Here is a 21,813-nt window from a genome sequence, read left to right as displayed (position 1 = left end):
ACATAAGGAGGATTGCCTATGGGACTGACTTTGGTAGTAGGAGGAGCGGGAACCGGAAAAAGTTTTTACTGCAGGGAAGCCATCCGTGAGCGCTTGCAACAGTCTCCGGAGGGGAACCCTCTGCTGTTAATTCTTCCGGAACATGCCACCTTTCAGTCGGAAAACGATCTGGCGGCCACACCGGGACTGCACGGTTTTACCCGGGCGCATGTTTTCGGTTTTCAGCGGCTGGCCCACCGCGTGCTGCTGGAAACGGGCGGGGCCTTGCGGCCGCATATTACCGAACTGGGCAAGAAGCTGGTGTTAAGCCGCCTGTTACAAGAGCATCAGGCAGAATTTACGGTTTTTCAACAGGCGGCCGGTCAGCGTTCGTTTGCCGAAACCCTGGCCGGAATCATCAAGGAGTTTAAAAGTTATGCGGTAAAGCCGGAAGATTTACTGGCGGTGAAAGCCGGAATGCTGCCGTCGCCGCTGGCCGATAAACTGCATGATTTATATATTTTGTATCATGATTTTGAAGTATTTTTACAGTCCAGGTATACCGACCCCGAAGACTACCTGAATCTCCTGGCGGAAAATATTAACCGGTCTTCCCTGGTGCAGGGAGCCGAGGTATGGCTGGACGGTTTTATCTGGTTCAATCCGCAGGAAATAGCCGTTTTACAAGAGCTCCTGGCAACAGCGGCGGAGGTTACGGTTACACTTTGCCTGCCGCCGTCTGCCTTGCTGCAGCCGCAAAGTGAGACATCGCTTTTTTACCGTCAGTGGAATACCCGGCGCAAGCTGAAGGCGCTGGCCGCAGCAACGGGAGCTGCGATACGGGAAGTGCCCTTGCAAGAGACCCGGCGTTTTGCGGATAATCCGGCGCTGGCGCATCTGGAGCGGCAGTTTTTTTCTTATCCGGTTCAACCGTGGCGGCAGCCGTATCAGGACATTGCCCTGGTGGAAGCTGCCAACCGGCGGACGGAAGTGGAAGGCATGGCCCGGGATATGCTCCGGCTGTGCCGGGAAGAGAACTACCGCTGGCGGGACATGGCCGTACTGCTGCGGGATGCCGAAAGCTATAACGATATTGTGGAAAGAGTTCTGGCCGATTATGACATTCCCTTTTTCAGTGACCGGCGGCGTCAGGCTGTGCACCATCCGCTGGCCGAGCTGCTGCGTTCCGCTTTGGAAACTCTGGTTGAAAATTGGAGTTATGAACCTTTGTTCCGCTGCTTGAAGACCGATTTTTTTCCGTTGTCACGGACGGAAGTGGATCAATTGGAAAATTACGTACTGGAATTTGGCATTCGCGGCACACGCTGGTCCAAGCCGGAACCCTGGCGGTTTGTAAGGCGGCTTTCACTGGGGGAGGAAGAAGAGCTAAGCGAGGCGCAGCTTGATTATCTGGACAACATCCAGGCCATCCGGCTGAAGGCTTCCGCCCCGCTGCTCAAGCTGTCGGAGGGGCTGCAGGCCGCTGGCAATGTCCGGAGACTGACGACGGCACTGTATTATTTTCTGGAAGAACTGAAGGTGCCGGAAACTCTGGAAAACTGGGCCGATAAAGATGAACAGGCCGGCGGTGTCGATTCGGCACGGGAGCACCGCCAGATTTGGTCGGCGGTCATAGAACTCTTGGAACAACTGGTGGAAACGTGCGGCGACGAGGTCATGAAGCCGGCCGATTTTGCCGCCGTGTTGCGCGATGGTCTGGAAAACCTCCGGCTGAGTCTGATCCCTCCCGGGCTGGATCATGTGACCATTGCTTCGCTGGAACAGAATACGGTAGACAATATTCCGGCAGTGTATGTTTTGGGTGCCAATGACGGTGTATTGCCCATGCGGGGGCGTAGCGAGGGGGTACTGACCGACAAAGACAGGGAGGTCATGGCTGCCTGCGGTATGGAACTGGCGCCCGGAGCGCTGGCCGATACCTTTGCCGAACGGTATTTGATTTATCTGGCGTTGACCAGGGCCAGGAAACGCCTCTGGTTCAGCTATCCGCTGGCTGACGAGGAAGGCAGGGAACTGGCGCCGTCGCTGATCATCAAACGCCTGCGCCAACTGCTTAACCAGGCGCCGCTGTCTTATTTGCCGGCTGAGCCGCCGGAAGGATGCGAATATGAGTATGTGGCCCAGCCGGAGCGCAGTATAGCGGCTCTCGTGGGCAGTATCAGGCAATATAAAGCCGGGCGGGAAATCAGTCCGGTGTGGTGGGCGGTATATAACTGGGCCCTGCAGCGCAAAGAACTGAAGGGATATTTGCAGCAGGCCCTGGGCGGATTGTTTCATCAGAACCAGGCCGCCGACCTGCCCTTGGAACTGGCCGTCCGCTTATATCCGCGCAGCCGGAAAATTCGCGGCAGCGTAACGCGTCTGGAAAGCTTCCAGGCCTGCCCCTTCAAGCATTTTGTCCAGTACGGGCTGCAGTTGAGGGAACGACCGGTATTCCGGCTGCAGCCGCTGGATTTAGGACAGTTTCTGCACGCGGCCTTAAAAGCCTTTGGCGATCACATGGCGGAAAGGGGGCTGACCTGGGGTGCCTTGCCCCCTGCAGAGTACGGCGATCTTTGCGCCGATATTGTGCAGCAGCTTATTCCCCGGCTGCAAAATGAGATCCTGTTGAGCTCCGGCCAGTACCGGCATCTTACCCGTCGCTTGGAAAATACCGTAAAGCGGTCGGTGGAGCGTCTGGCCGAATTCGACCGGGTCAGTCATTTTAAACCGGTAGCACTGGAAAAAGCCTTCGGCCAGGGAAACGATGCATTGCCGCCGCTGGTCTATCCTCTGACGGACGGGGTGGTTATGGAACTGGTCGGGCAAATTGACCGGCTGGACAGTGCCTGTCATAACGGTATTTGTTATCTGCTGGTCATTGATTATAAATCCGGAGGAGCCTGGATTAGCCTGCCGGAAGTATATTACGGCCTAAAACTGCAATTACTGACTTATTTGCTGGCCGCGCAAAAGTCGGGTGGCGTTTGGTCCGGTGCCGGTGAATGCCGTCCAGCCGGCGTATTGTACTACTTTTTGAAAAACCCGAGCATCGCCGGGCAGGTTTTACTGTCACCGGAAGAGATTAAAAAAACGGTGAATAATCAACTGAAAATGCCCGGCTGGGTATTGGCCGATCCGGACATTATCCGGCTCCTGGATCAGGCCATGGACAGCCGTTCCGATTTTTTAAAGGTCGCCTTAAAAAAAGACGGTTCCCTATACAGCAACAGCCTGGCTTATGTAAAAACCCAGGAAGAGTTTTCCTTATTGTTACGGCATGTGGAAGCCACGCTGGCCGGTATTGGCGGGCAGATTATGAAGGGCAGGGCCGGGATTGAACCTTATCAGTTAGGCAGGCAGACAGCCTGCAGTTATTGCCGTTATTTTCCCGTCTGCCAGTTTGATCAATCCCTGCCGGACAATGAGTACCGTGTACTGAAGCAATTGGAAGAAAGCCAGATATGGCGTAAACTGGCCGGGAAGGAGGAGGACGAATGAGTTGGTCTAGAGAGCAGTGGCAGGCGATTACCACTAGGGGTAAAAACGTACTGGTGGCGGCAGCCGCCGGTTCGGGAAAAACCTCGGTATTGGTCGAGCGCATCATCAAGCGTGTGCTGGATGAAGAACAGCCGCTGGATATTGACCGCCTGCTGGTGGTTACTTTTACCAATGCGGCCGCGGCGGAAATGCGCAGCCGTATTGGCAATGCGCTGAGCGAGGCTTTAAAAGAGTCTCCCTATTCCAGGCATCTGGAACGGCAACTGGCCTTGTTGAATGCGGCAGCCATTTCCACCATTCATGCCTTTTGCCAAAGTGTTATCCGGCAGAATTTTCATTTGCTGGAACTGGATCCGAAATTCCGGGTGGCCGGTGAGGCGGAGACCGCTTTACTTAGAATCGACGTCATGGAAAAACTGTTTGAACGGCGCTACAATGAAGAGGATGAAGACTTTTTACAATTCGTCGAACATTACGGCAGCGGTAATGACGACACCCCCTTGTATCAACTGCTGTTGGAACTTTACACTTTTTCCCGCAGTCATCCCTGGCCCGGTAACTGGCTGGAACATCTGCCGGATGCTTTTTGCCTGCCGGAAGGAACAGACCTGGAAGATACGCCCTGGTCAGTGATTATCAGGGAAAAGGTAATTCTGGAACTGGAACAGGCCGGACAGCAGCTTGCGGTATTATGCCGGGAGGTGGAGCAGCCGGGACAGCCGGATGTGTATCTGGATGCCTTTTTAACCGATCAGGAGCTTTTGCGCGATCTGATTGCTGCGGCCGGACAGTCCTGGCAGGAACTCTCGGCGGCCCTTAGCCGGTGCCAGTTTGTGAAACTGCCGCCGGTTAAGGGTGTGGACAAAGTGCTGCGTGATTATTATCAAAAGGGCCGGCAAAAGGTAAAAGATGCCGTTAAACAAATACAGGAGCTCTATTTTGGCCGCCCTGACAGGGAACTATTGGCGGATATGTGCTCTGTTGCCCCGTTGATGCGCACGCTGTCCGGCCTGGTACAGGAGTTTGACCGGGAATTTCAGGCTGCCAAGCAGGCCAGGGGAATTATGGATTTTAACGACCTGGAGCACTTCTGTCTAGCTGTTCTGCTGGACCGCCGGGCTCTTCCCGGACAGGTTCGTCCGTCGCCTGTTGCCGCAGCCCTGCGGGAGAAATATGTGGAAATCATGGTGGATGAATATCAGGATACCAACGGGGTGCAGGAAACGATTTTGCGCCTGCTTGCCCGGGAGAGTGAACCCAGCCTCTTCCTGGTGGGTGATGTCAAGCAAAGCATTTACCGCTTTCGCCTGGCGGAACCACAGCTGTTCCTGGAGAAATACCGGCAGTATCCGGTTCGTAGCGAGAACTGCCTGCGGATTGATCTGGCCCAGAATTTCCGCAGCCGGGCCGGTATTCTACACGCTGTTAACTTCCTGTTTTGTCAGATTATGACGCCTAGGGTGGCCGAGCTGGAATACGGTGACGCGGAAAAGCTGAACCCCGGGCCGGACTACCCGGCAACCGACCGGCCTGTCCTCGACGGACCGGTAGAGCTTTGCCTGATCGACCGGGAGCAGGACGAGCCGGTGTGGACCGGTCAGGATACGGAAAACCAGGCGGATATGCCGGCGGAGGAAGAGGAGGTCAGTGCCTTTGAGCTGGAGGCGCGGCTGATTGCCCGCCGCATCGGTGAATATATGGAGAGCGGCTATCAGGTGTACGATAAACAGGATAAAGTTTACCGGCCGTTACACTGGCGGGACATTGTCATTTTGCTGCGTTCGGTGAAAAATAAAGCCGGCCTGCTGCTGGATGTATTAAAGAAAGCCGGAATTCCCGTATATGCCGAGGTGGACGGCGGTTATTTCCGGGAAATAGAGGTGCAGGTGATGCTTTCCCTGCTGTCGGTTATTGACAATCCCCGTCAGGATATCCACCTGGCAGCCGTATTGCGCTCGCCGTTGGTCGGGCTGACCGTCGAAGAACTTGCCCGGGTCCGATTGGCGGAAAGCAGGACGGACTTATGGACGGCTATCAGCAGCAGTGCCGGGCAGAGCGGCCTTTCCGAAGCACTTCAGCATAAAATCAGGCAATTCATCAAACGGCTGGAAACTTGGCGGGATGTATCACGACGCAAGGGGGTGCCGGATTTAATCTGGCAATTGTATCGCGATACCGGTTATTACGAATATGTGGGGGGAATGCCGGGCGGTTTGTTGAGGCAGGCCAATTTGCGGGCGCTTTATGACCGGGCCCGGCAGTATGAAGCAACCAATTTCAGGGGACTGTTCCGTTTTCTTAGGTTTTTAGAACGGATGCAGGATAAGGGAACCGATCTGGCCGTAGCGCGGGCTTTGGGGGAAGGCGAAGACGTGGTGCGGGTAATGAGCATTCACAAAAGCAAAGGCCTGGAATTTCCCCTGGTTTTTCTGGCCGATCTGGGCAAACAGATTAATTTGCAGGACAGCCGTGGCTTACTGTTGTGTCATAAAACGCTGGGAGTCGGACCTTTCGTCATCAGGCCGGAACTTCGCTACCGTTATCCCACCCTAGCCCGGCAGGCTATCGCCCACCAGTTGAATATGGAAACCAAAGCCGAAGAAATGCGCATTCTTTATGTAGCTCTTACCAGAGCCAGAGAAAAGCTGATACTGGTCGGATCAGCTAATAAACTGGCCGCGCGGGCCAAAAACTGGTGCCAATCGGCCGGGCATACCGGCGTGGTATTACCCGACGGGGTTATTGCCGGGGCGAAAACCTATTTGGACTGGATTTGTCCGGCTTTGGCGCGCCATCCCGCCGGCAGTGTCCTGCGGCAGCTGGCGCAGTGGGAAGGAGAGCCGGCCGATGCTCCGGTTAGGGAAAATCCCTCGCAATGGACCCTTTGGCTGTATTCGCCTTCCGAAATAACAACAGCGGCTGAAGAGACGGTTCATGATATCAGTTTTTTAGAGCAGGTAAAAAGAATGCAGCCGGTAGCGGAAAATAGCCGGCAGGATGAGGTTAAGCGGCGGTTGAACTGGTGCTATCCCTATGCTTCGGCAGTAGGTAAGCCGGCCAAGCTTTCAGTAACCGAGATCAAGCGCCGTTTTGAAACGCAGGCGGATGCCGACGGACCGGCCGGTCGGCTGTATGGATCGCAGCCTGCTTTTGTCCGTCCCCGTTTTCTGGCTGCCGACGGCAAAATGACGGCTGCCGAGCAGGGGACGCTGATGCATACCGTCATGCAGCATGTCGACTATCAGAGTGATGTCAGCCCGGCAGGAATTGCCCGGCAGTTAGAAAGCATGGTCAGACGGTTTTTGCTGCTGCCGGAGCAGGTAGCAGCGGTAAACTGTGACGCAGTGTCCCGGTTTTTCGCCGGGAGTCTGGGGCAGCGGATGCGCAGTTCCCCCTGTGTCCGGCGGGAACTGCCCTTTAGCCTGGTATTGCCGGCCAGTGAATTTTATCCGGAGATTCAGCAGCCGGACGGAATTTTTATTCAAGGCATTATTGATGTACTGTTCAACGAACCAGACGGGCTGGTGCTGGTGGATTACAAGACCGACCGCGGTAAAAGCGGCGTCGAACTGGCCGACCGTTATCAGGTGCAGCTGGCGCTGTATGCCCGGGCCATCAGCAGTATTTTGCAGATACCGGTCAAGGAAAAATATTTCTATGCTTTTTATTCCGGAGAAACCATACCCATAGAATAAAGACGGGATTAAGTAGGAACGGACCGGAAGAAAAATGTTCTTGTCTTAAAAAGTGAAGGGACAGCCTCAAATGGTTCTTTAACCTATTTTGAGGCTGCCCCTTCATTAGATTTGAAGGTAGTTTCCCGGTGGGGACTAAGCTAATTGAATTAGGAAATTAAGCGGTAATCAGCGGAAAGCACGTCCAGTCTTCCCGGATTAGGTCAAATAACTCCAAATCCTGATACCGCCCTCCATGAAAGACGGCATTGCGAAAACTGCCGCGATAACTGTAGCCGCATTTTTCCGCTACCCGGCGGCTGGGGAGGTTGCCGCTGATTACCGTGACCTGAAGGCGGGGTATGGGCATTACCATAAATAAATAATTGGTGAATAAACGCAGGGCTTCGGTCATGATGCCCTTGCCGCGTGACAGGGGACGGAATAACTGGTAGCCGATTTCATAGCCGGTGCGGTAGTCGGATACCCGGGAGTAAAAGATTTCGCCTAATAACGAATTGTCGCTGTCGGTCAGCAGCATACGGCCGAAATCCTCCTGCCAGAACCCGGTTTTATCAAAAGCGCGCCGGAATCCCGGCTCATCCGGAATGTCGATCAACCAGTATTCTCCTTTGTCATAAACTGTGCTGAGCATATCATATAACAGATCCAGATCACTGGCCTTTACAGTGCGTAAAATCACCTTTTCGCCGATAATCATCTGCTTTTCCCCCTTTACCGTAATATTGTAAAATCATTCCCATCTATAATGATAATATGATGCGGCAATTACGGCAATATACCGGTTGGAAAAAGACCGTCAAAAGGCGGAAGGCAGTTTGCAAAATACCGCCTTGTTTTATTATTGTTTAGGTAGAAACCGGCCTGTATTGCCCGGCTGCGGCAATAACGGTCTGCCAATACTCCGCCCGGACCGGCATGACCGACAGGCGGGGCATGCGCACCAGTTCCCATGCTGCAAAGAGAGGGTTTTGCTTGATCTGCCGCAGGGTCACCGGAGGGTTCAGGCGCTGGCGGGCTTTTATATCCACAACAACAAACCGCGAATCGGTTTCAGCGGGGTCCGGATAGGGCAAAGACACTACTTCGGCAATGCCGACAATGGCTTTTTCCTGTCCGGTATGGTAAATAAAGGCCAAATCGCCAGGCCGCATCTGGCGTAGATGGTTTAATGCCGTGAAATTGCGCACGCCGTTCCAACGATCCCGCTCCACCTTCTCCAAATCCAGGTAACTGTAGGTTTCGGGTTCGGTTTTCAGAAGCCAGTAAGACATGAGAAGCACCTTCTTTCCTAACAGTAAGGTCTATAACCAAAGGATGTGAATAACGGAACAGGATTATACCGGGGGATTTATTCAGCAACCGGACGCCGCAGGGAGTCCTGCAGCACTTCCTCTGCTTCACTGTCCGTCAGATCTCCGGCGGCCTGTTACTATCCAGCCCTTTTAATTTACACTGATCGCTTACATAAAAACAGATCGTGCTGCTCTTAAGCGCGATCTGTTTTTATATAAGCAGTATCCTGCCGGCTACAGATGCCGGTAATCCAGGAGAATAAAAGCCAGTCCGAACCCGATAACAGCGACGACGGCATTAATGGCATGAGCGCTAACCATAAAAAAACACCCGATTCTTGTAATGTATTCACCTGTCAGTATACAGCCGGATTGTGACAAAAATATGAAAAAATACGATAAAACAAACGTGCCGGTTTGTAAATCGGCAATAAGTCCTATTGACTATTCCCTGTCAATTGATATGATTAGGATAGAACGGCGATAAAGGATAGTGGGGGAAGGTACACATGGCACAGATGATCGACGGAATACGGGTAGTGGCGGAAGAAGGCATTACAGAAGCGGAAATTGCCGAAATTATTGCCACCGAAAAGACATTATGGCGGGCGCAGAACAAGGAAATAGCGGAAATCCATATCCGGGTCGAAGCGGAAGAACTGGTGATTACATCCATTGAACGTTCCCCGATCAAACGGGTGCGGCGGATTACCGGCTATTTAAGTACCAATGAGCGGTTTAATGATGCCAAACAGGCGGAACTATCCGACCGTGTCAGTCACTTCTAGCCGAAACGGGAGAAAAAATACCCGGCATTAGCGTGTGCTAACTGCCGGGATTTTCCTGTCTAGAAGAATCTTTTCTTATATAAGCCGAAGGCGGTAATACAAGTGGCTAAAATGGCCAGAATGGCTATATTAATGAAGCCTTGGGAATTGTTTCCCCAGGGAATATCCACATTCATACCGAAGAAGCTGGATATCATCGTCGGAATAGCCAATAAAATGGTCACCGAGGTTAAAAATTTCATAATCATATTTAAATTATTGGATATAATGGAAGCAAAGGTATCCAACATGCCGTTTAAAATATTGCTGTACATTTCGACCATTTCGATAGCCTGCTTGTTTTCAATGATGACATCCTCCAACAAATCTTCATCTTCTTCATAAATGGTAATCAGGTGTTGCAACTGCTTGTTGGAGCGCAGGCGCAGCAGTTTTTCCAGAACAATGCCGTTGGAGCGCAATGAGGCGGTAAAATAGGTAAACGCTTTTTGTAAATCCAACAGTTCAAAAATATCCTGGTTTTTGGCGGATTTTCGCAGATACCGTTCAATTTCATCGGTGCGGCGGTTGATTTGCTTGACGTATTTCAGGTACAGCGTTGCCGATTTATACAGAATTTGAAATAAGAAACGGGTTTTTTTGAAAGTGCTGAAAAAGCGGGCGTTAGCCAGGTTAAAATCCGATAGGACTTCATTTTGTTCCAGGCAAACGGTTATAATATACTCCGGTGTCAAAATAATTCCCAAAGGCAGCGTATCGTAATTATCGACACCGCGCATCATCGGAATGTTGGTGATGATCAGCAGGGCATCATCTTCAATTTCGGTACGCGAACGTTCTTCCTCGTCCAAGGCTGCTTTCAGGAAATCGCTTTGTACATTGGCGATGGCGGCCACCAGATGAATTTCTTCCGGGGTCGGATTTAAGAGGTTAATCCAGGAACCCTTTTCAATTGTATCCATAGTTAATTCGTTTATGGTTGTATAGTTGCTTTTATAGATCGCTAGCATGATGCTGTTCCCCCTTTTCTGTTTGGGGAAGCTTGTTTCATGCGTTTATCCTAAAGCCGGCTAAACAACAAAAAAACAGGTATTCCCCCGTTATTGAATAAATTTGGTATCATATGTGAACTAGGTCGGTCTACATCCATATTGCTCACCTGCCTAAAGTAAATCACTGATTTACTTTAAAATATACTCTTACTATTGCCGATAGTCAAGACGGCAACGTTAAAGTTCTGTAAAACCGTTGGTATTTTGGCGGCAATCCGGCAAAGTCTGGAAGATTAGTTTTATGGAAATAGTTAACATGGCGCTTATAATTGACAACCCATACCGTAATAGGTATAATATTATGTGTGTTTATAGGGAGGGGTGTCCGAGTGGTTTATGGAGCTGGTCTTGAAAACCAGTGATCCTGCAAGGGACCGTGGGTTCGAATCCCACCCCCTCCGCCATAGAATAAATGCTTGTTGACAGCGGTTCCATCCCTGATTTATACTAATACAGTAATGATACGGAGCGATACTCAAGTGGCTGAAGAGGACGGTTTGCTAAATCGTTAGGGGTCGCAAGGCCCGCCAGGGTTCAAATCCCTGTCGCTCCGCCAGCAATGATCCCGTACGGCCATCAATGGTTATTGATGGCCGTTTTTAATTTATATCCGGACTGTCATATTTTTGTCACAACTATAGTGTATTCTGAATACAGCAATAACTCCTCCAGCGTCCGTTATGCAGGGCAAAAGGCATAACGGACGTTATCAATAAAGTGTAACTGCTTTATTGACCTATGTAGTTTTATACATTTTTTTGCATAACCATGCAGTGCTTACTGCATGGTTTTTTTTGTAAAAAATTTTCATATTTTTCCCAAAATCTATTGACTGACATTGCGACAACAGGGTAGAATCAAGTTAGTGAGTGTTCACTAACTTGATTCGGAGAGGAGGAGACTATGTCAGCTAAGCAATTTCCTTCACGCAAAGATAAAATTATTGTCAGTGCCATTGATATAGTGAATGAGTTAGGCTTACAGGGTTTGTCGACCAAAGAAATTGCTGTTCGCCAAGGGATAGCGGAATCAGCTTTATACCGTCATTTTAAAAACAAAGATGAAATTCTGGTGGAAGCACTGCGGTATTATGCCAAGTTCGATCCGATGATCAATACGACTATCCGGAGAAGCAACTTTTCACTGAAAGAAAGCCTGCTGTTTTTTGCTAAGGTGCATGCGGAATATTACGAGAACTATCCGGCAATTACGGCGGTGACATATTATTACACCTGCTTTCTCAATAATCCGGCGACGGCAAAGGTCAGCCGGGATATTTACGACAGCCGGAGACATTTTTTTAAGGAGCTGATTGAAAAGGCCCGGCTAAGCGGTGAAGTTGGCGATGCCTTTACCAGTGCCGAACTAACGGAAGTGCTTTATGGATATTTTACTTTTACGGTTATCAGATGGCGGTTGAATCACTACAATTTTCCCTTGAAAGAGCAGATGTTGTCCATGTTTGAAAAAATTTTTGTACGATGCAGTTAGCTGGTTATGAAAAAATAGGTATGGGGTGAGCGGTGTGAAACGTGTATTAATTGTTGACGATGCTTTATTTATGAGACATGCATTAAAACTCATTTTGGAAAAAAACGGCTATGAGGTCGTCGGGGAGGCGGAAAATGGTGAGATAGCCATACAAAAATTCCGGCAACTGCAGCCGGACATTATTACTATGGATATTACCATGCCGGAAATGGATGGAGTTACGGCAATCCGGAAAATCAGGGAAATTGATCCGGCCGCTACGGTGGTCGTTATTTCGGCGATGAGCCAGCAAATCAATGTTGTGGAGGCAATATCGGCCGGTGCCAAGGGATTTATCGTTAAGCCCTTCCAGGAAGAACATGTGGTGAAAACACTGAGCGGTTTGTAAAGGCAAACAAGACAGGGGGGGATTCTATGCCTGACGGTATAAACCGGGAACCCATGCTGGAAATGTTTATATTTGAGACGGTGCAGTTGGTGGAGCAGCTGGAGCAGGAAGTGCTGAGCAGTGAACGGGAAAATGGATTTTCCGAGTCGGCGATTAATCAAATTTTTCGTATCATGCACACACTTAAAAGTTCGGCGGCCATGATGCTGTTTAAGAACATTTCATCGCTCGCCCATGCGGCCGAGGATTTGTTTTACTTTATCCGGGAGCAAAAGCCAGACTATATTGATCATTCCGGGCTTACCGATCTAATTCTGGAATGTATCGACTACATAAAAAATGAGATGAATGAAATTGAAAATGGCAAGAGAACGGATAGCGATGCGTCGGTGCTTTTGCAGCAAGTCAAAGATTTTTTGGAATTGTTAAAAACAGAAAATCCGTCTTCGCGCCAACAGACGGATACCAGGCAGCAGGGAAATAGCCGGCAGAAATATTACATAGCAGCCGAGCATTCGGCAACAGGAGAATTAACATACTATAAAGCCGTTGTTTTTTTTGAGGCAGGCTGTGAAATGGAAAACGTAAGAGCGTTTACTATAGCCCACACGCTCAAGGATATGGCTAAAGACATACAATATTGGCCGGAGGATATTATTGCCAATCCTGCTACGGCGGAATTGATCCGGCAGGACGGGTTCACGCTGATTTTTGCTTCCGGGGAAGACAGGGAAACCCTGCATGCTTTTTTTATGAAGGTACCGCTTCTTGACCGGCTGGAACTGGAAGAGTGGCAGGGTCCTGCCGGGCAGCAGGAGGAAAAAAGGAAAAGACCGCCTGCACAGATCTTTCTTGATGAGAATGAAGGCGAACCGGTAGCGGATGCCGTAAAGGCAGTGAAATCAACGGCTGCAGCTGCCGGCAGTCACAGTGTGATAAGCGTTAATGTGGGTAAGCTGGACAAGCTGATGGATCTGGTGGGAGAACTGGTGATCACTGAAGCCATGGTTACCCAGCACCCGGAACTGGCCGGGCTGGAATTAGATAATTTTTATAAATCGGCCCGTCAGCTGCAGAAACTGACGGGAGAACTGCAAGATATTGTTATGTCGATCCGTATGGTTCCACTCGCGTCCACCTTTCAAAAAATGAACCGCATTGTCCGGGATGCCTGCAAAACGTTACATAAAGAAGTCGACCTGGTCATTCTTGGTGAAGATACTGAAGTCGATAAAAATATTATTGAGCATATTGCCGATCCGTTAATGCACTTAATTCGCAATTCTCTTGACCATGGCATCGAAACGGGGCGTGAACGGCTGGCAGCCGGCAAGCCCAATCGGGGCACCATTACACTGGAAGCGAAAAACTCCGGCGGAGAGGTGTGGATCCTTGTTAAGGATGACGGCAGGGGACTTAACCGGGAGAAGATTATCAACAAGGCCCGCGAACATGGCCTTACCAGCAAAGCGGACCATGAGTTAACGGATAAAGAAGTGTATTCGTTTATTTTTCTTCCCGGATTTTCTACCAAGGAGGCGGTTACTGAACTGTCCGGGCGCGGTGTCGGTATGGATGTCGTGATGCAGAATATCGAAAAAATCGGCGGCATGATCCAGGTAGACAGCGGGGTGGGAAAGGGAACGACGATTTCCATCAAAATACCGCTCACGCTGGCCATAGTTGACGGTATGAATATCCGGGTGGGCCGTTCCCGCTATACCGTTCCGATCACTTCCATCCGTCAGTCCTTCCGGGCGCGGGAAAATGAAGTGATTTTAGATCCTGACGGCAATGAACTGATTGTCATCCGCGGAGTGTGTTATCCGGTTTTACGGCTGCATGAAATGTATCATGTCCGGACCAAGGTAACGGATATTTGCCAGGGTATTACCATTCTGGTGGAGCAGAACGGTAAGGGGGCCTGTCTTTTTGCGGATGAACTGCTGGGGCAGCAGCAGGTGGTCATTAAAGCGCTGCCGCGGTACATAAAGAAGATTCAAGGACTTGCCGGCTGTGCTTTACTGGGCGATGGGCATATCAGCCTGATTTTAGATATGGACGGGGTGCTGCAGGCGCATGTGCAGTGACAAGACGGAAAGTTTAGGAAGGGGTGTAAGCATGGCTGAAATGGCAGAAGAAAGAGAAGCGGTGGAAGATACACAAAAAGGAAAATTTCTTACTTTTGCGCTGGGGGAAGAACAATACGGCATTGAGATAAAATTCGTAATTGAAATTATTGGCATTCAGGTCATTACCCAAGTGCCGGAACTGCCTCCCTATGTAAAGGGGATAATCAATTTGCGCGGCCGTATCATTCCAGTCATGGATGTTCGGCTGCGCTTCAAGAAAGAGGCGCGGGAGTATACCGACAGGACCTGCGTTATTGTCATTGATATTCATGATATTTCCATTGGCCTGATCGTGGATACGGTACTGGAAGTTCTGGACATTCCGGAGGAAAGCATCGTGGCCCCGCCCGGTGTTCATACAAGTTTTCATAATAAATATATTAAGGGAATCGGCAAGGTCGGCAACGAAGTCAAACTGCTGCTAAACTGTGACCGGCTGATCAGTGATGAGGAAACGGCCGTATTACATGAAGTTTCCTAAAAAGGATATAAAATCTGGAAGGCAGTTAATTTAACATCAAGGGGGATAAAGAAATGAAATGGTTTGCTGATTTAAAAATATCAGTAAAGTTGCTGGCCGGTTTCATTGCCGTTGCGATTGTTGCCGCTGTCGTGGGAGGAATCGGGGCCTGGAATATTAATGTTATTGATAACAAATACTCGGAGGCCTATGAAGATTTTGGCGTGGCGTTAGGGGATATCGGTGCCATGTCGGTTGCCTACCAACAGAGCCGTTCGGCTATACGCGATTTGATTATTGAAAAGAATCCGGCGGTTAAAGAAAAGAAACTGGCTGAAATCCGGGCATGTGATAAAATAATGGAAGAAAATTTGCTTAAATTCCAGAAAAGTCTTAAAACGGAAGCCGGGCAGGCCGTGTTCAAACGACTGGAGGGAGAACGTACCAAATATAATCCGGTACGGGAACAGATTATCAATTTGGCTATGAGCGGACAGGAAGATAAAGCCTGGAATATGATCAATGGGGAAACGCTGCAAATGGCGCAGGATATTAATAATTCCATTGAAGAGCTTTTTCAGATGAAAGTTACCGCCGGACGGGAAACCTCCAATCAGAATGGTCAGCAGACAGCCATGACCATTAAAGTGATGATTGGTGTTATTTTGATCGGGATTTTGGTGGCCATCGGACTAGGGCTGTTTATTTCCCGGCGAATCAGCCAGCCGTTGAGCCAATTGGTAGTGGCGGCAGAAAAGATTGCCGACGGTGATTTAAATGTAACAGTTGATGTTCAGTCACAGGATGAAATTGGTATGCTGGCCGGTTCGTTCAGGAAAATGTCGGATAATATCAATCAGGTCCTTACCGGGATAAACAGCTCGGCCGAACAGGTTGCCGCCGCCGCCCGCCAGGTATCTGATTCCAGCCAGGCCCTGTCACAGGGATCAACGGAACAGGCCAGTTCGGTGGAAGAATTATCGGCTTCTATGGAGGAAATTTCGACACAGACCAAACAAAACGCCGCTAATGCCAGCCAGGCCAACGAGCTGGCTAATACGGCCAAAGACAATGCGGGGCGCGGCGAAAGCCAGATGGGAGAAATGCTTAAGGCCATGGAAGAGATCAATGAATCTTCCGCTAATATTTCCAAAATTATTAAAGTCATTGATGAAATTGCTTTCCAAACCAATATTCTGGCGCTGAATGCCGCAGTGGAAGCTGCCCGTGCCGGACAGCACGGCAAGGGGTTTGCCGTGGTGGCGGAGGAAGTACGCAATCTGGCGGCCCGGAGTGCGAATGCGGCCAAGGAAACGACCACTATGATTGAAGGATCGATCAAGAAAGTGGATGCCGGGACGAAAATCGCCAGTGAGACGGCGGAAGCGCTTAAACATATTGTAGACAAGGTTTCTCAGGCGGCGGCGCTTGTAGCCGATATCGCCGGAGCGTCCAACGAGCAGGCGGCTGCTATCGGTCAGGTTAATCAAGGCATCATGCAGGTTTCGCAAGTCACGCAAACCAACTCCGCTACGGCTGAAGAAAGTGCTTCGGCCAGCGAAGAACTGTCCAGCCAGGCTGAAGTATTGCGCAGCATGGTCAATAAGTTTAAACTGAAGAAAGGCGGCCAGCAGGGAGCTTCACTAGAAACGCTGCGTCCGGATATCATGAAAATGCTAGAAGGCATGGCGGGAAAAAACACGGCCCAGTCCAGTGGTGAACCGGATGATTTTTCCGAGAAACCGGCAGGTTCCAAAATTAAAATATCGTTAGGGAATCATGATTTTGGCAAGTATTAATCTTTTAACAGGAATACAAGCCGGGCAGGAGCAGCCTGTCCTGCCCGGGTCATTTTTTCTGAGCAGCTTGTGCCGGGGCCTTGGGGGGATTGAGCATGACCGAACTATCGGAAAAAGAGTTTGAGTTAATTTCCGGATTTTTAAAACAGAATTATGGAATTCACCTGGGCAGGGAAAAGCGGGCATTGGTAGCCGGACGGCTGGAAAACGTATTAAAGAAACAGAACTTTCGCAGCTTTGCCGATTTTTACGATTACGTAGTTAACGACAAAAGCGGCGAAGCTATTACCACTCTCATCAACCGGATGACAACAAACCATACCTATTTTATGCGGGAGATCCGGCATTTTGAGTATTTTAAAAACAGCGTACTGCCTTTTTTAGCAGCTACCGTAACCAATCGCGATCTGGGCATCTGGAGTGCCGGTTGTTCCAGCGGGGAAGAGCCCTACACGCTGGCCATGATTATGGCGGACTATTTTCAGAATAGTCCTAAACCATGGGATACCCGGATTCTGGCAACCGACATATCCACTGAAGTACTGAGCAAAGCAGCAAAGGGCATTTATGCGAACGACAGTCTGGAACCCCTGCCGAAAAGCTGGCAGAATGCGTATTTTTGCGGACTTGATGCGGAAAGAAGTATCTTAACCGAAAAAATTAAAGATAATGTCATTTTTCGCCATTTTAACTTAAAGCAGCCCTTCCCCTTTAAACGGCGGTTTCACGTCATCTTCTGCCGTAATGTCATGATTTATTTCGGATCGGCTGAACGCGAGGCCCTCATTAATAAATTTTATGAATATACCGAACCGGGTGGCTATTTATTTGTGGGCCATTCGGAAACCATCAACCGTGAGCGGACACGGTATAAATATATTATGCCGGCGGTTTATAGAAGGGAGTAGATAGTATGCCAGCTTTGCGCAGGAAAATCCGGGTACTGGTGGTGGATGACTCACTGGTATTCCGTGAAACGCTGGCACGGGGGATCGCTCTTGATCCGGCGATTGAAGTGATAGCTACAGCGACTGATCCTTACGATGCGCGGGATAAAATCATTGCTTTCGAGCCGGATGTCATGACCCTGGATGTGGAAATGCCCAGGATGAACGGTATTGATTTTTTGCGCCGTTTGATGCCGCAGTATCCGCTGCCGGTTGTAGTAATCAGTTCTATAGGCAGTCATGTATTTGATGCATTGAAAGCGGGAGCGGTCGACTTTGTGACCAAGCCGGACCTGCATGATATGGGAGGACTGAAAACGCTGATTAATGATTTGATTGGCAAGATTAAAATTGCCTCGGTAGCCAATATGAAAAACTGGCAGCAGGCGGCAAGCTGTCAGGCGGTAGACTGCAAAAACGGGCCCGACGTTAGTGACCGGTTTGTCGCCGTCGGCTCTTCGACCGGCGGCACGGAAGCGGTGTATCATATTTTAAGTATGCTGCCGCCGGATGCTCCCGGTATTCTGGTTGTGCAGCATATGCCGCCGCGATTTACGGCTATGTATGCTGATCGGCTGAACAAGTGCTGTCCGATGGAAGTGCGGGAAGCCCAAAACGGGGACAGGATTCATTCCGGCTTGGTATTGATTGCACCGGGAGATTATCATATGCGGATTAAAAAAACAGGAACCCTGTATTCGGTAGAGTGTTTTCAAGGGCCTCGGGTGAACGGACATTGTCCGTCGGTGGATGTCCTGTTTGAAAGCATGGCTGAGGTGGTTAAGCAGCGGGCTGTCGGTATCGTTCTCACCGGGATGGGCAGTGACGGTGCCAGGGGGCTGTTGCAGATGCGGAGGCAGGGGGCCAGAACCATCGGGCAGGATGAGCAGTCTTCCGTGGTATATGGCATGCCGAAAGTAGCCTGGGAAATGGGGGCGGTGGAAAAGCAGGCGGCTTTACGTGATATTCCCCGCGTAATGTATGCGTTGCTGGGCCAGTGTAAATCATGACGTTGTGTATTTTTTCAATGAAGGTGATGGTATGTATCCAATTCGCGGTAAGCCGGTAAGGGCGAATGTCGGAAAAACTTCAGAAAAAATAGAGAATATGGAAGCGGTTTTGTCCAGTATGGATGACGGGGTCATCATTGCCAACCGGCGGGGAGAAGTCGAGTTTTTGAATCAGGCCGGCGAACGGATTACCGGATGGACTAATGCAGAGGTGCAGGGAGTTTTACTGGACGACGTTATGAGCATCCTTCATGTTAAAACCCGCAGGCCGGTGCCCAGCCTGTTTCAAAAAGCACTAAACGGAGAACAGGGGACCGGTTTGCCGAAAGACTCTGTTCTTGTTTCCCGCTCGGGAAAAGAGTGTTATCTGTCTGCCACGGCTTCTCCGGTAAGAAAACGGGGCATTATCAGTGGCGTGGTCATTGCTTTTCAGGATATTGACCGCATGAAGCGGGCCGAGCTGGAAATCATCAATAAGCAAAAGAAGCTGGAAGTCATTTTTCATGCTGCTCCGGTAGGAATGCTGATTCTGGATGAAGATAAAAAAGTTAAACAGGCCAATCTGGAAGCGTTGCAGAAACTGGACCGCAATTTGCTGGATATATACGATCAGCCGCTTGGGGATAGTTTCCGGTGCATGAACAGTTATGACACACCAAAAGGGTGCGGAAGCGGTGAAGCTTGCCGGGCATGCCCTGTCCGGGAGATAACGGATGCGGTGTTATACTTTGGCGAAAGTTGTTACGGACGTGAGTGGCTGCAGTCCGTCAACAGTGCGGCAGGCGTGAAACAGGTATGGTGGCGGGTAAGTGCCGTACCGCTCTTTTTCGGCAAAAAACGATCTATTCTGTTGGTCATAGAGGACATTACGCAATACAAGGTTTTGCAGGACAATCTTACGAAATCCTGTGACTTTTATCTGACCTTATTTGAAAATTTTCCAGTTCTGATCTGGCGGGCTAATGTTGACCGGACTTGTGACTATTTTAATAAGAGCTGGCAGGAATTTACCGGTAAAAATATTTCCGGTGTGGCGGACTGCGACTGGCGGGATATTATTCATCCGGCAGACCAGCAGCGGCGTTACCAGCAATTTCTGACCTCCTTTGATGCCCGCCGGCCTTTTGCGCTGGAATACCGTCTAAAGCGGTACGACGGGGAATACCGCTGGGTAGTGGAAATGGGCAAACCGTTTTATGGCCTGGAGGGGGATTTTTCCGGCTATATCGGTACGCTGTATGATATAGACGAACGCAAGCAGGCGGAGCAAAAGATGCAGGAGGCCAAGGAGGAAGCCGAACGGGCTAATCGTACCAAAAGTCAGTTTTTAGCCAATATGAGCCATGAAATACGTACACCGCTGAATGGAATCCTGGGGATGCTGGATTTAACACTGCTGACCGAACTTTCCGACGAACAGCGGGAAAATATGAAAATTGCCAGGGAATGTGCCGGTTCCCTGCTCAATGTCATTAATGACATATTGGATATTTCCAAGATGGAAGCTGGTAAAGTTGTCATGAAAAATATTGATTTTGACGTCAGGCAGGTTTTATTCAGCACCATACAAATGCATGATGTGCACGCCGCCAAAAAAGGACTGGTGCTGGAGTGTGATATAGCGGAAGATATACCGCCGGTATTAAATGGTGATCCTCACCGGCTGCAGCAGATTATCAATAATTTGTTGAGTAATGCCGTGAAATTTACCGATGAAGGAAACATTGTTTTTTCAGTGCACAAGGTGGCTGCTGCCGGTCAAAAGGTAGAACTGCAAATAGCAGTTAAGGATACCGGCATTGGTATTTCCACGCAGGATATGCCGCTGCTTTTTCAGAAGTTTAGTCAGGTTGACGGCTCTTATACCCGCAAGCATGGTGGCAGCGGGCTGGGACTGGCCATTTCCAAGCAGTTGGCGGAATTGATGGGCGGGAGCATCAGTGCCGAAAGCGAAAAAGGAAAAGGCAGTGTGTTTTATGTCCGGCTGGGGTTTGCCGTAGGGAGCGGCCCTGTGGAAGCGGCGGTTGCCGGGGAAGCGTCGGCACCGCAGAAGAAGGCGGTGCTGACCATCCTGCTGGTGGAAGATGATGTTGTCAATCAGAAAGTGATCACCCGCATGCTGAAAGCGCCGGAATACCGGATATGTTTAGCGAATAACGGACGGGAGGCCCTGCTTGCCATTCCCCGCGTACAACCGGATCTGGTTTTAATGGATATTCAAATGCCGAAGATGGACGGTCTGGAAGCAACGGAACAAATCCGGGCGGGAGAAAAAATGACGGGTAAACATATGCCGATCATTGCCGTAACGGCCCATGCACTGGAAGGTGACCGGGAAAAATTTCTGGCGGCGGGGATGGATGATTACCTAGCTAAACCGATCGTTAGGGATGAACTGCTCCGGGCTATTGACCGTGTATTGCTGAAAGCGAAAGAAAGGAAAATCCTGGCTGCTTTACACCATAACGAAAATAGCAGTGACAAACCGGGAGCGCTGGAACGGGCGCAGCTGACGGCAGCGCTCCGGCAATACATGGAGCAGTTAGGACAGGTAAAAGGGGAGCAATATGCGGTTGCCGGCGGGCTGGCCCACCAAATCAAACAGGCCGCTGCCGGTCTGGGGGCTGAAGGGCTGAAAGCCAGTGCATTTCTTCTGGAAATGGCTTGCCGTAAAGAAAATCAGGAGGTGGTTCAGAAACGGCTGGCCGGACTTAAGCAGGAATATTCCCATTTTAAGCGGGTGCAACAGGGGGCTTCAGGGTAACGAAGAGAGCATTGTACGGGATAAATGTATAGAAGAGAGGTGTCGTTATGCGCATATTAATAGCCGAGGATGATCTTGCCAGCCGTAAATATCTGGATAAACTATTATCGCCTTATGGCGAATGCGATCTTACTGTAAACGGAATCGAAGCGGTAGAGGCTTTTATGATGGCCTGGGATATGGGAACTCCGTATGATCTGATCTGTCTGGATATTATGATGCCCAAGGTGGATGGGTTGCAGGCATTGCAGGCCATTCGTGATCTGGAAAAACAAAAAGGTGTTTCGGAGGAAAATAAAGCCAGGGTTATTATGATAACCGCTTTACATGATGCAGAGTATGTACACCATTCATTTGATAAAGGTTGTGAAGCGTATGCAGCCAAGCCGGTCAATGCAGAAAAGCTGATTGAGGTTATGCGGCAACTGGGCTTGGAGGTATAAGTAAAACCATGCGTATGGTGGCAACCGCATGGTTTACTTGGTTCAGACTGACGGTGTTTTTTTGCACAG

At 50.0% G+C, this 21,813-nt stretch carries 15 protein-coding genes and 2 tRNA genes; 14 read left to right on the top strand and 3 right to left on the bottom strand.

The window, feature by feature from the left end:
• Positions 1 to 18: 18 nt before the first annotated feature.
• Together addB and addA are read left to right on the top strand one after the other, a co-directional pair.
• A complete protein-coding gene (gene addB / locus P22_RS08985) occupies positions 19 to 3,480 on the top strand; it encodes a helicase-exonuclease AddAB subunit AddB (protein WP_054259898.1) in 3,462 nt (1,153 codons plus the stop codon).
• Positions 3,477 to 7,175, top strand: a complete 3,699-nt coding sequence (addA, locus tag P22_RS08980; protein WP_054259897.1) for a helicase-exonuclease AddAB subunit AddA — start codon at positions 3,477 to 3,479, stop codon at positions 7,173 to 7,175. The genes addB and addA overlap by 4 nt, the downstream gene beginning before the upstream one ends.
• A 157-nt stretch (positions 7,176 to 7,332) precedes the next feature.
• Here the strand turns inward: addA and P22_RS08975 are convergent, their stop codons facing one another.
• Positions 7,333 to 7,875: a GNAT family N-acetyltransferase gene (locus P22_RS08975; protein WP_054259896.1), complete on the bottom strand. Its 543-nt coding sequence runs from the start codon at positions 7,873 to 7,875 to the stop codon at positions 7,333 to 7,335.
• Between the two features lie 148 nt (positions 7,876 to 8,023).
• Positions 8,024 to 8,449, bottom strand: a complete 426-nt coding sequence (locus P22_RS08970) for an EVE domain-containing protein (RefSeq protein WP_054259895.1) — start codon at positions 8,447 to 8,449, stop codon at positions 8,024 to 8,026.
• A 530-nt stretch (positions 8,450 to 8,979) separates the two neighbouring features.
• On the opposite strand from P22_RS08970, the gene nrdD reads away from it, so the two are divergent.
• Positions 8,980 to 9,258 carry an anaerobic ribonucleoside-triphosphate reductase gene (nrdD, locus tag P22_RS08965; protein ID WP_069972794.1) on the top strand — a complete coding sequence of 93 codons (279 nt, stop codon included), beginning with the start codon at positions 8,980 to 8,982 and terminating at the stop codon, positions 9,256 to 9,258.
• 59 nt (positions 9,259 to 9,317) lie between these two features.
• On the opposite strand, the gene P22_RS08960 is transcribed toward nrdD, so the two are convergent.
• Positions 9,318 to 10,268 (bottom strand): magnesium transporter CorA family protein, encoded by a 951-nt coding sequence (locus tag P22_RS08960; RefSeq protein WP_054259894.1) that lies wholly within the window; start codon positions 10,266 to 10,268, stop codon positions 9,318 to 9,320.
• A gap of 357 nt (positions 10,269 to 10,625) precedes the next feature.
• On the opposite strand from P22_RS08960, the gene P22_RS08955 reads away from it, so the two are divergent.
• The 11 genes from P22_RS08955 to P22_RS08905 all read left to right on the top strand — a co-directional run bounded on the left by P22_RS08955 (position 10,626) and on the right by P22_RS08905 (position 21,744).
• Positions 10,626 to 10,714 (top strand) — tRNA-Ser (locus P22_RS08955).
• Positions 10,715 to 10,775: 61 nt separating this feature from the next.
• Positions 10,776 to 10,866: transfer RNA gene (locus P22_RS08950), tRNA-Ser, on the top strand.
• Between the two features lie 347 nt (positions 10,867 to 11,213).
• Positions 11,214 to 11,801 (top strand): TetR/AcrR family transcriptional regulator, encoded by a 588-nt coding sequence (locus P22_RS08945; protein ID WP_054259893.1) that lies wholly within the window; start codon positions 11,214 to 11,216, stop codon positions 11,799 to 11,801.
• 34 nt (positions 11,802 to 11,835) lie between these two features.
• Positions 11,836 to 12,189, top strand: a complete 354-nt coding sequence (locus P22_RS08940; protein ID WP_072169789.1) for a response regulator — start codon at positions 11,836 to 11,838, stop codon at positions 12,187 to 12,189.
• 26 nt (positions 12,190 to 12,215) lie between these two features.
• Entirely contained in the window at positions 12,216 to 14,279 is a 2,064-nt protein-coding gene (locus tag P22_RS08935; protein WP_054259892.1) for a chemotaxis protein CheA, read from the top strand.
• A gap of 31 nt (positions 14,280 to 14,310) precedes the next feature.
• Positions 14,311 to 14,802, top strand: a complete 492-nt coding sequence (locus tag P22_RS08930; protein ID WP_054259891.1) for a chemotaxis protein CheW — start codon at positions 14,311 to 14,313, stop codon at positions 14,800 to 14,802.
• Between the two features lie 53 nt (positions 14,803 to 14,855).
• On the top strand, positions 14,856 to 16,580 hold the full coding sequence (locus tag P22_RS08925; protein ID WP_054259890.1) for a methyl-accepting chemotaxis protein: 1,725 nt from the start codon (positions 14,856 to 14,858) through the stop codon (positions 16,578 to 16,580).
• A gap of 95 nt (positions 16,581 to 16,675) precedes the next feature.
• Positions 16,676 to 17,488: a CheR family methyltransferase gene (locus P22_RS08920; protein ID WP_054259889.1), complete on the top strand. Its 813-nt coding sequence runs from the start codon at positions 16,676 to 16,678 to the stop codon at positions 17,486 to 17,488.
• A gap of 5 nt (positions 17,489 to 17,493) precedes the next feature.
• The gene (locus tag P22_RS08915; protein ID WP_054259888.1) at positions 17,494 to 18,537 is read left to right on the top strand and encodes a protein-glutamate methylesterase/protein-glutamine glutaminase; all 1,044 of its coding nucleotides are present in this window, start codon (positions 17,494 to 17,496) and stop codon (positions 18,535 to 18,537) included.
• Positions 18,538 to 18,568: 31 nt separating this feature from the next.
• The gene (locus P22_RS08910; protein ID WP_172675825.1) at positions 18,569 to 21,301 is read left to right on the top strand and encodes a PAS domain S-box protein; all 2,733 of its coding nucleotides are present in this window, start codon (positions 18,569 to 18,571) and stop codon (positions 21,299 to 21,301) included.
• A gap of 47 nt (positions 21,302 to 21,348) precedes the next feature.
• Positions 21,349 to 21,744 (top strand): response regulator, encoded by a 396-nt coding sequence (locus P22_RS08905; protein WP_054259886.1) that lies wholly within the window; start codon positions 21,349 to 21,351, stop codon positions 21,742 to 21,744.
• Positions 21,745 to 21,813: the final 69 nt, after the last annotated feature.

Source organism: Propionispora sp. 2/2-37 (genome assembly GCF_001298735.1).
Taxonomy (GTDB): domain Bacteria; phylum Bacillota; class Negativicutes; order Propionisporales; family Propionisporaceae; genus Propionispora.
The sequence above is the reverse complement of the archived record's forward strand: the minus strand, read 5'-3'. Positions and strand labels throughout refer to the sequence as shown.

Excerpts from the sequence above, each read along its gene's own strand:
- P22_RS08970 (WP_054259895.1), bottom strand. The coding sequence starts at position 8,449 with ATGTCTTACTGGCTTCTGAAAACCGAACCCGAAACCTACAGTTACCTG.
- P22_RS08910 (WP_172675825.1), top strand. The coding sequence starts at position 18,569 with ATGTATCCAATTCGCGGTAAGCCGGTAAGGGCGAATGTCGGAAAAACT.
- P22_RS08960 (WP_054259894.1), bottom strand. The coding sequence starts at position 10,268 with ATGCTAGCGATCTATAAAAGCAACTATACAACCATAAACGAATTAACT.
- P22_RS08905 (WP_054259886.1), top strand. The coding sequence starts at position 21,349 with ATGCGCATATTAATAGCCGAGGATGATCTTGCCAGCCGTAAATATCTG.
- P22_RS08930 (WP_054259891.1), top strand. The coding sequence starts at position 14,311 with ATGGCTGAAATGGCAGAAGAAAGAGAAGCGGTGGAAGATACACAAAAA.
- P22_RS08920 (WP_054259889.1), top strand. The coding sequence starts at position 16,676 with ATGACCGAACTATCGGAAAAAGAGTTTGAGTTAATTTCCGGATTTTTA.
- nrdD (WP_069972794.1), top strand. The coding sequence starts at position 8,980 with ATGGCACAGATGATCGACGGAATACGGGTAGTGGCGGAAGAAGGCATT.
- addB (WP_054259898.1), top strand. The coding sequence starts at position 19 with ATGGGACTGACTTTGGTAGTAGGAGGAGCGGGAACCGGAAAAAGTTTT.
- P22_RS08925 (WP_054259890.1), top strand. The coding sequence starts at position 14,856 with ATGAAATGGTTTGCTGATTTAAAAATATCAGTAAAGTTGCTGGCCGGT.
- addA (WP_054259897.1), top strand. The coding sequence starts at position 3,477 with ATGAGTTGGTCTAGAGAGCAGTGGCAGGCGATTACCACTAGGGGTAAA.
- P22_RS08935 (WP_054259892.1), top strand. The coding sequence starts at position 12,216 with ATGCCTGACGGTATAAACCGGGAACCCATGCTGGAAATGTTTATATTT.
- P22_RS08945 (WP_054259893.1), top strand. The coding sequence starts at position 11,214 with ATGTCAGCTAAGCAATTTCCTTCACGCAAAGATAAAATTATTGTCAGT.
- P22_RS08975 (WP_054259896.1), bottom strand. The coding sequence starts at position 7,875 with ATGATTATCGGCGAAAAGGTGATTTTACGCACTGTAAAGGCCAGTGAT.
- P22_RS08915 (WP_054259888.1), top strand. The coding sequence starts at position 17,494 with ATGCCAGCTTTGCGCAGGAAAATCCGGGTACTGGTGGTGGATGACTCA.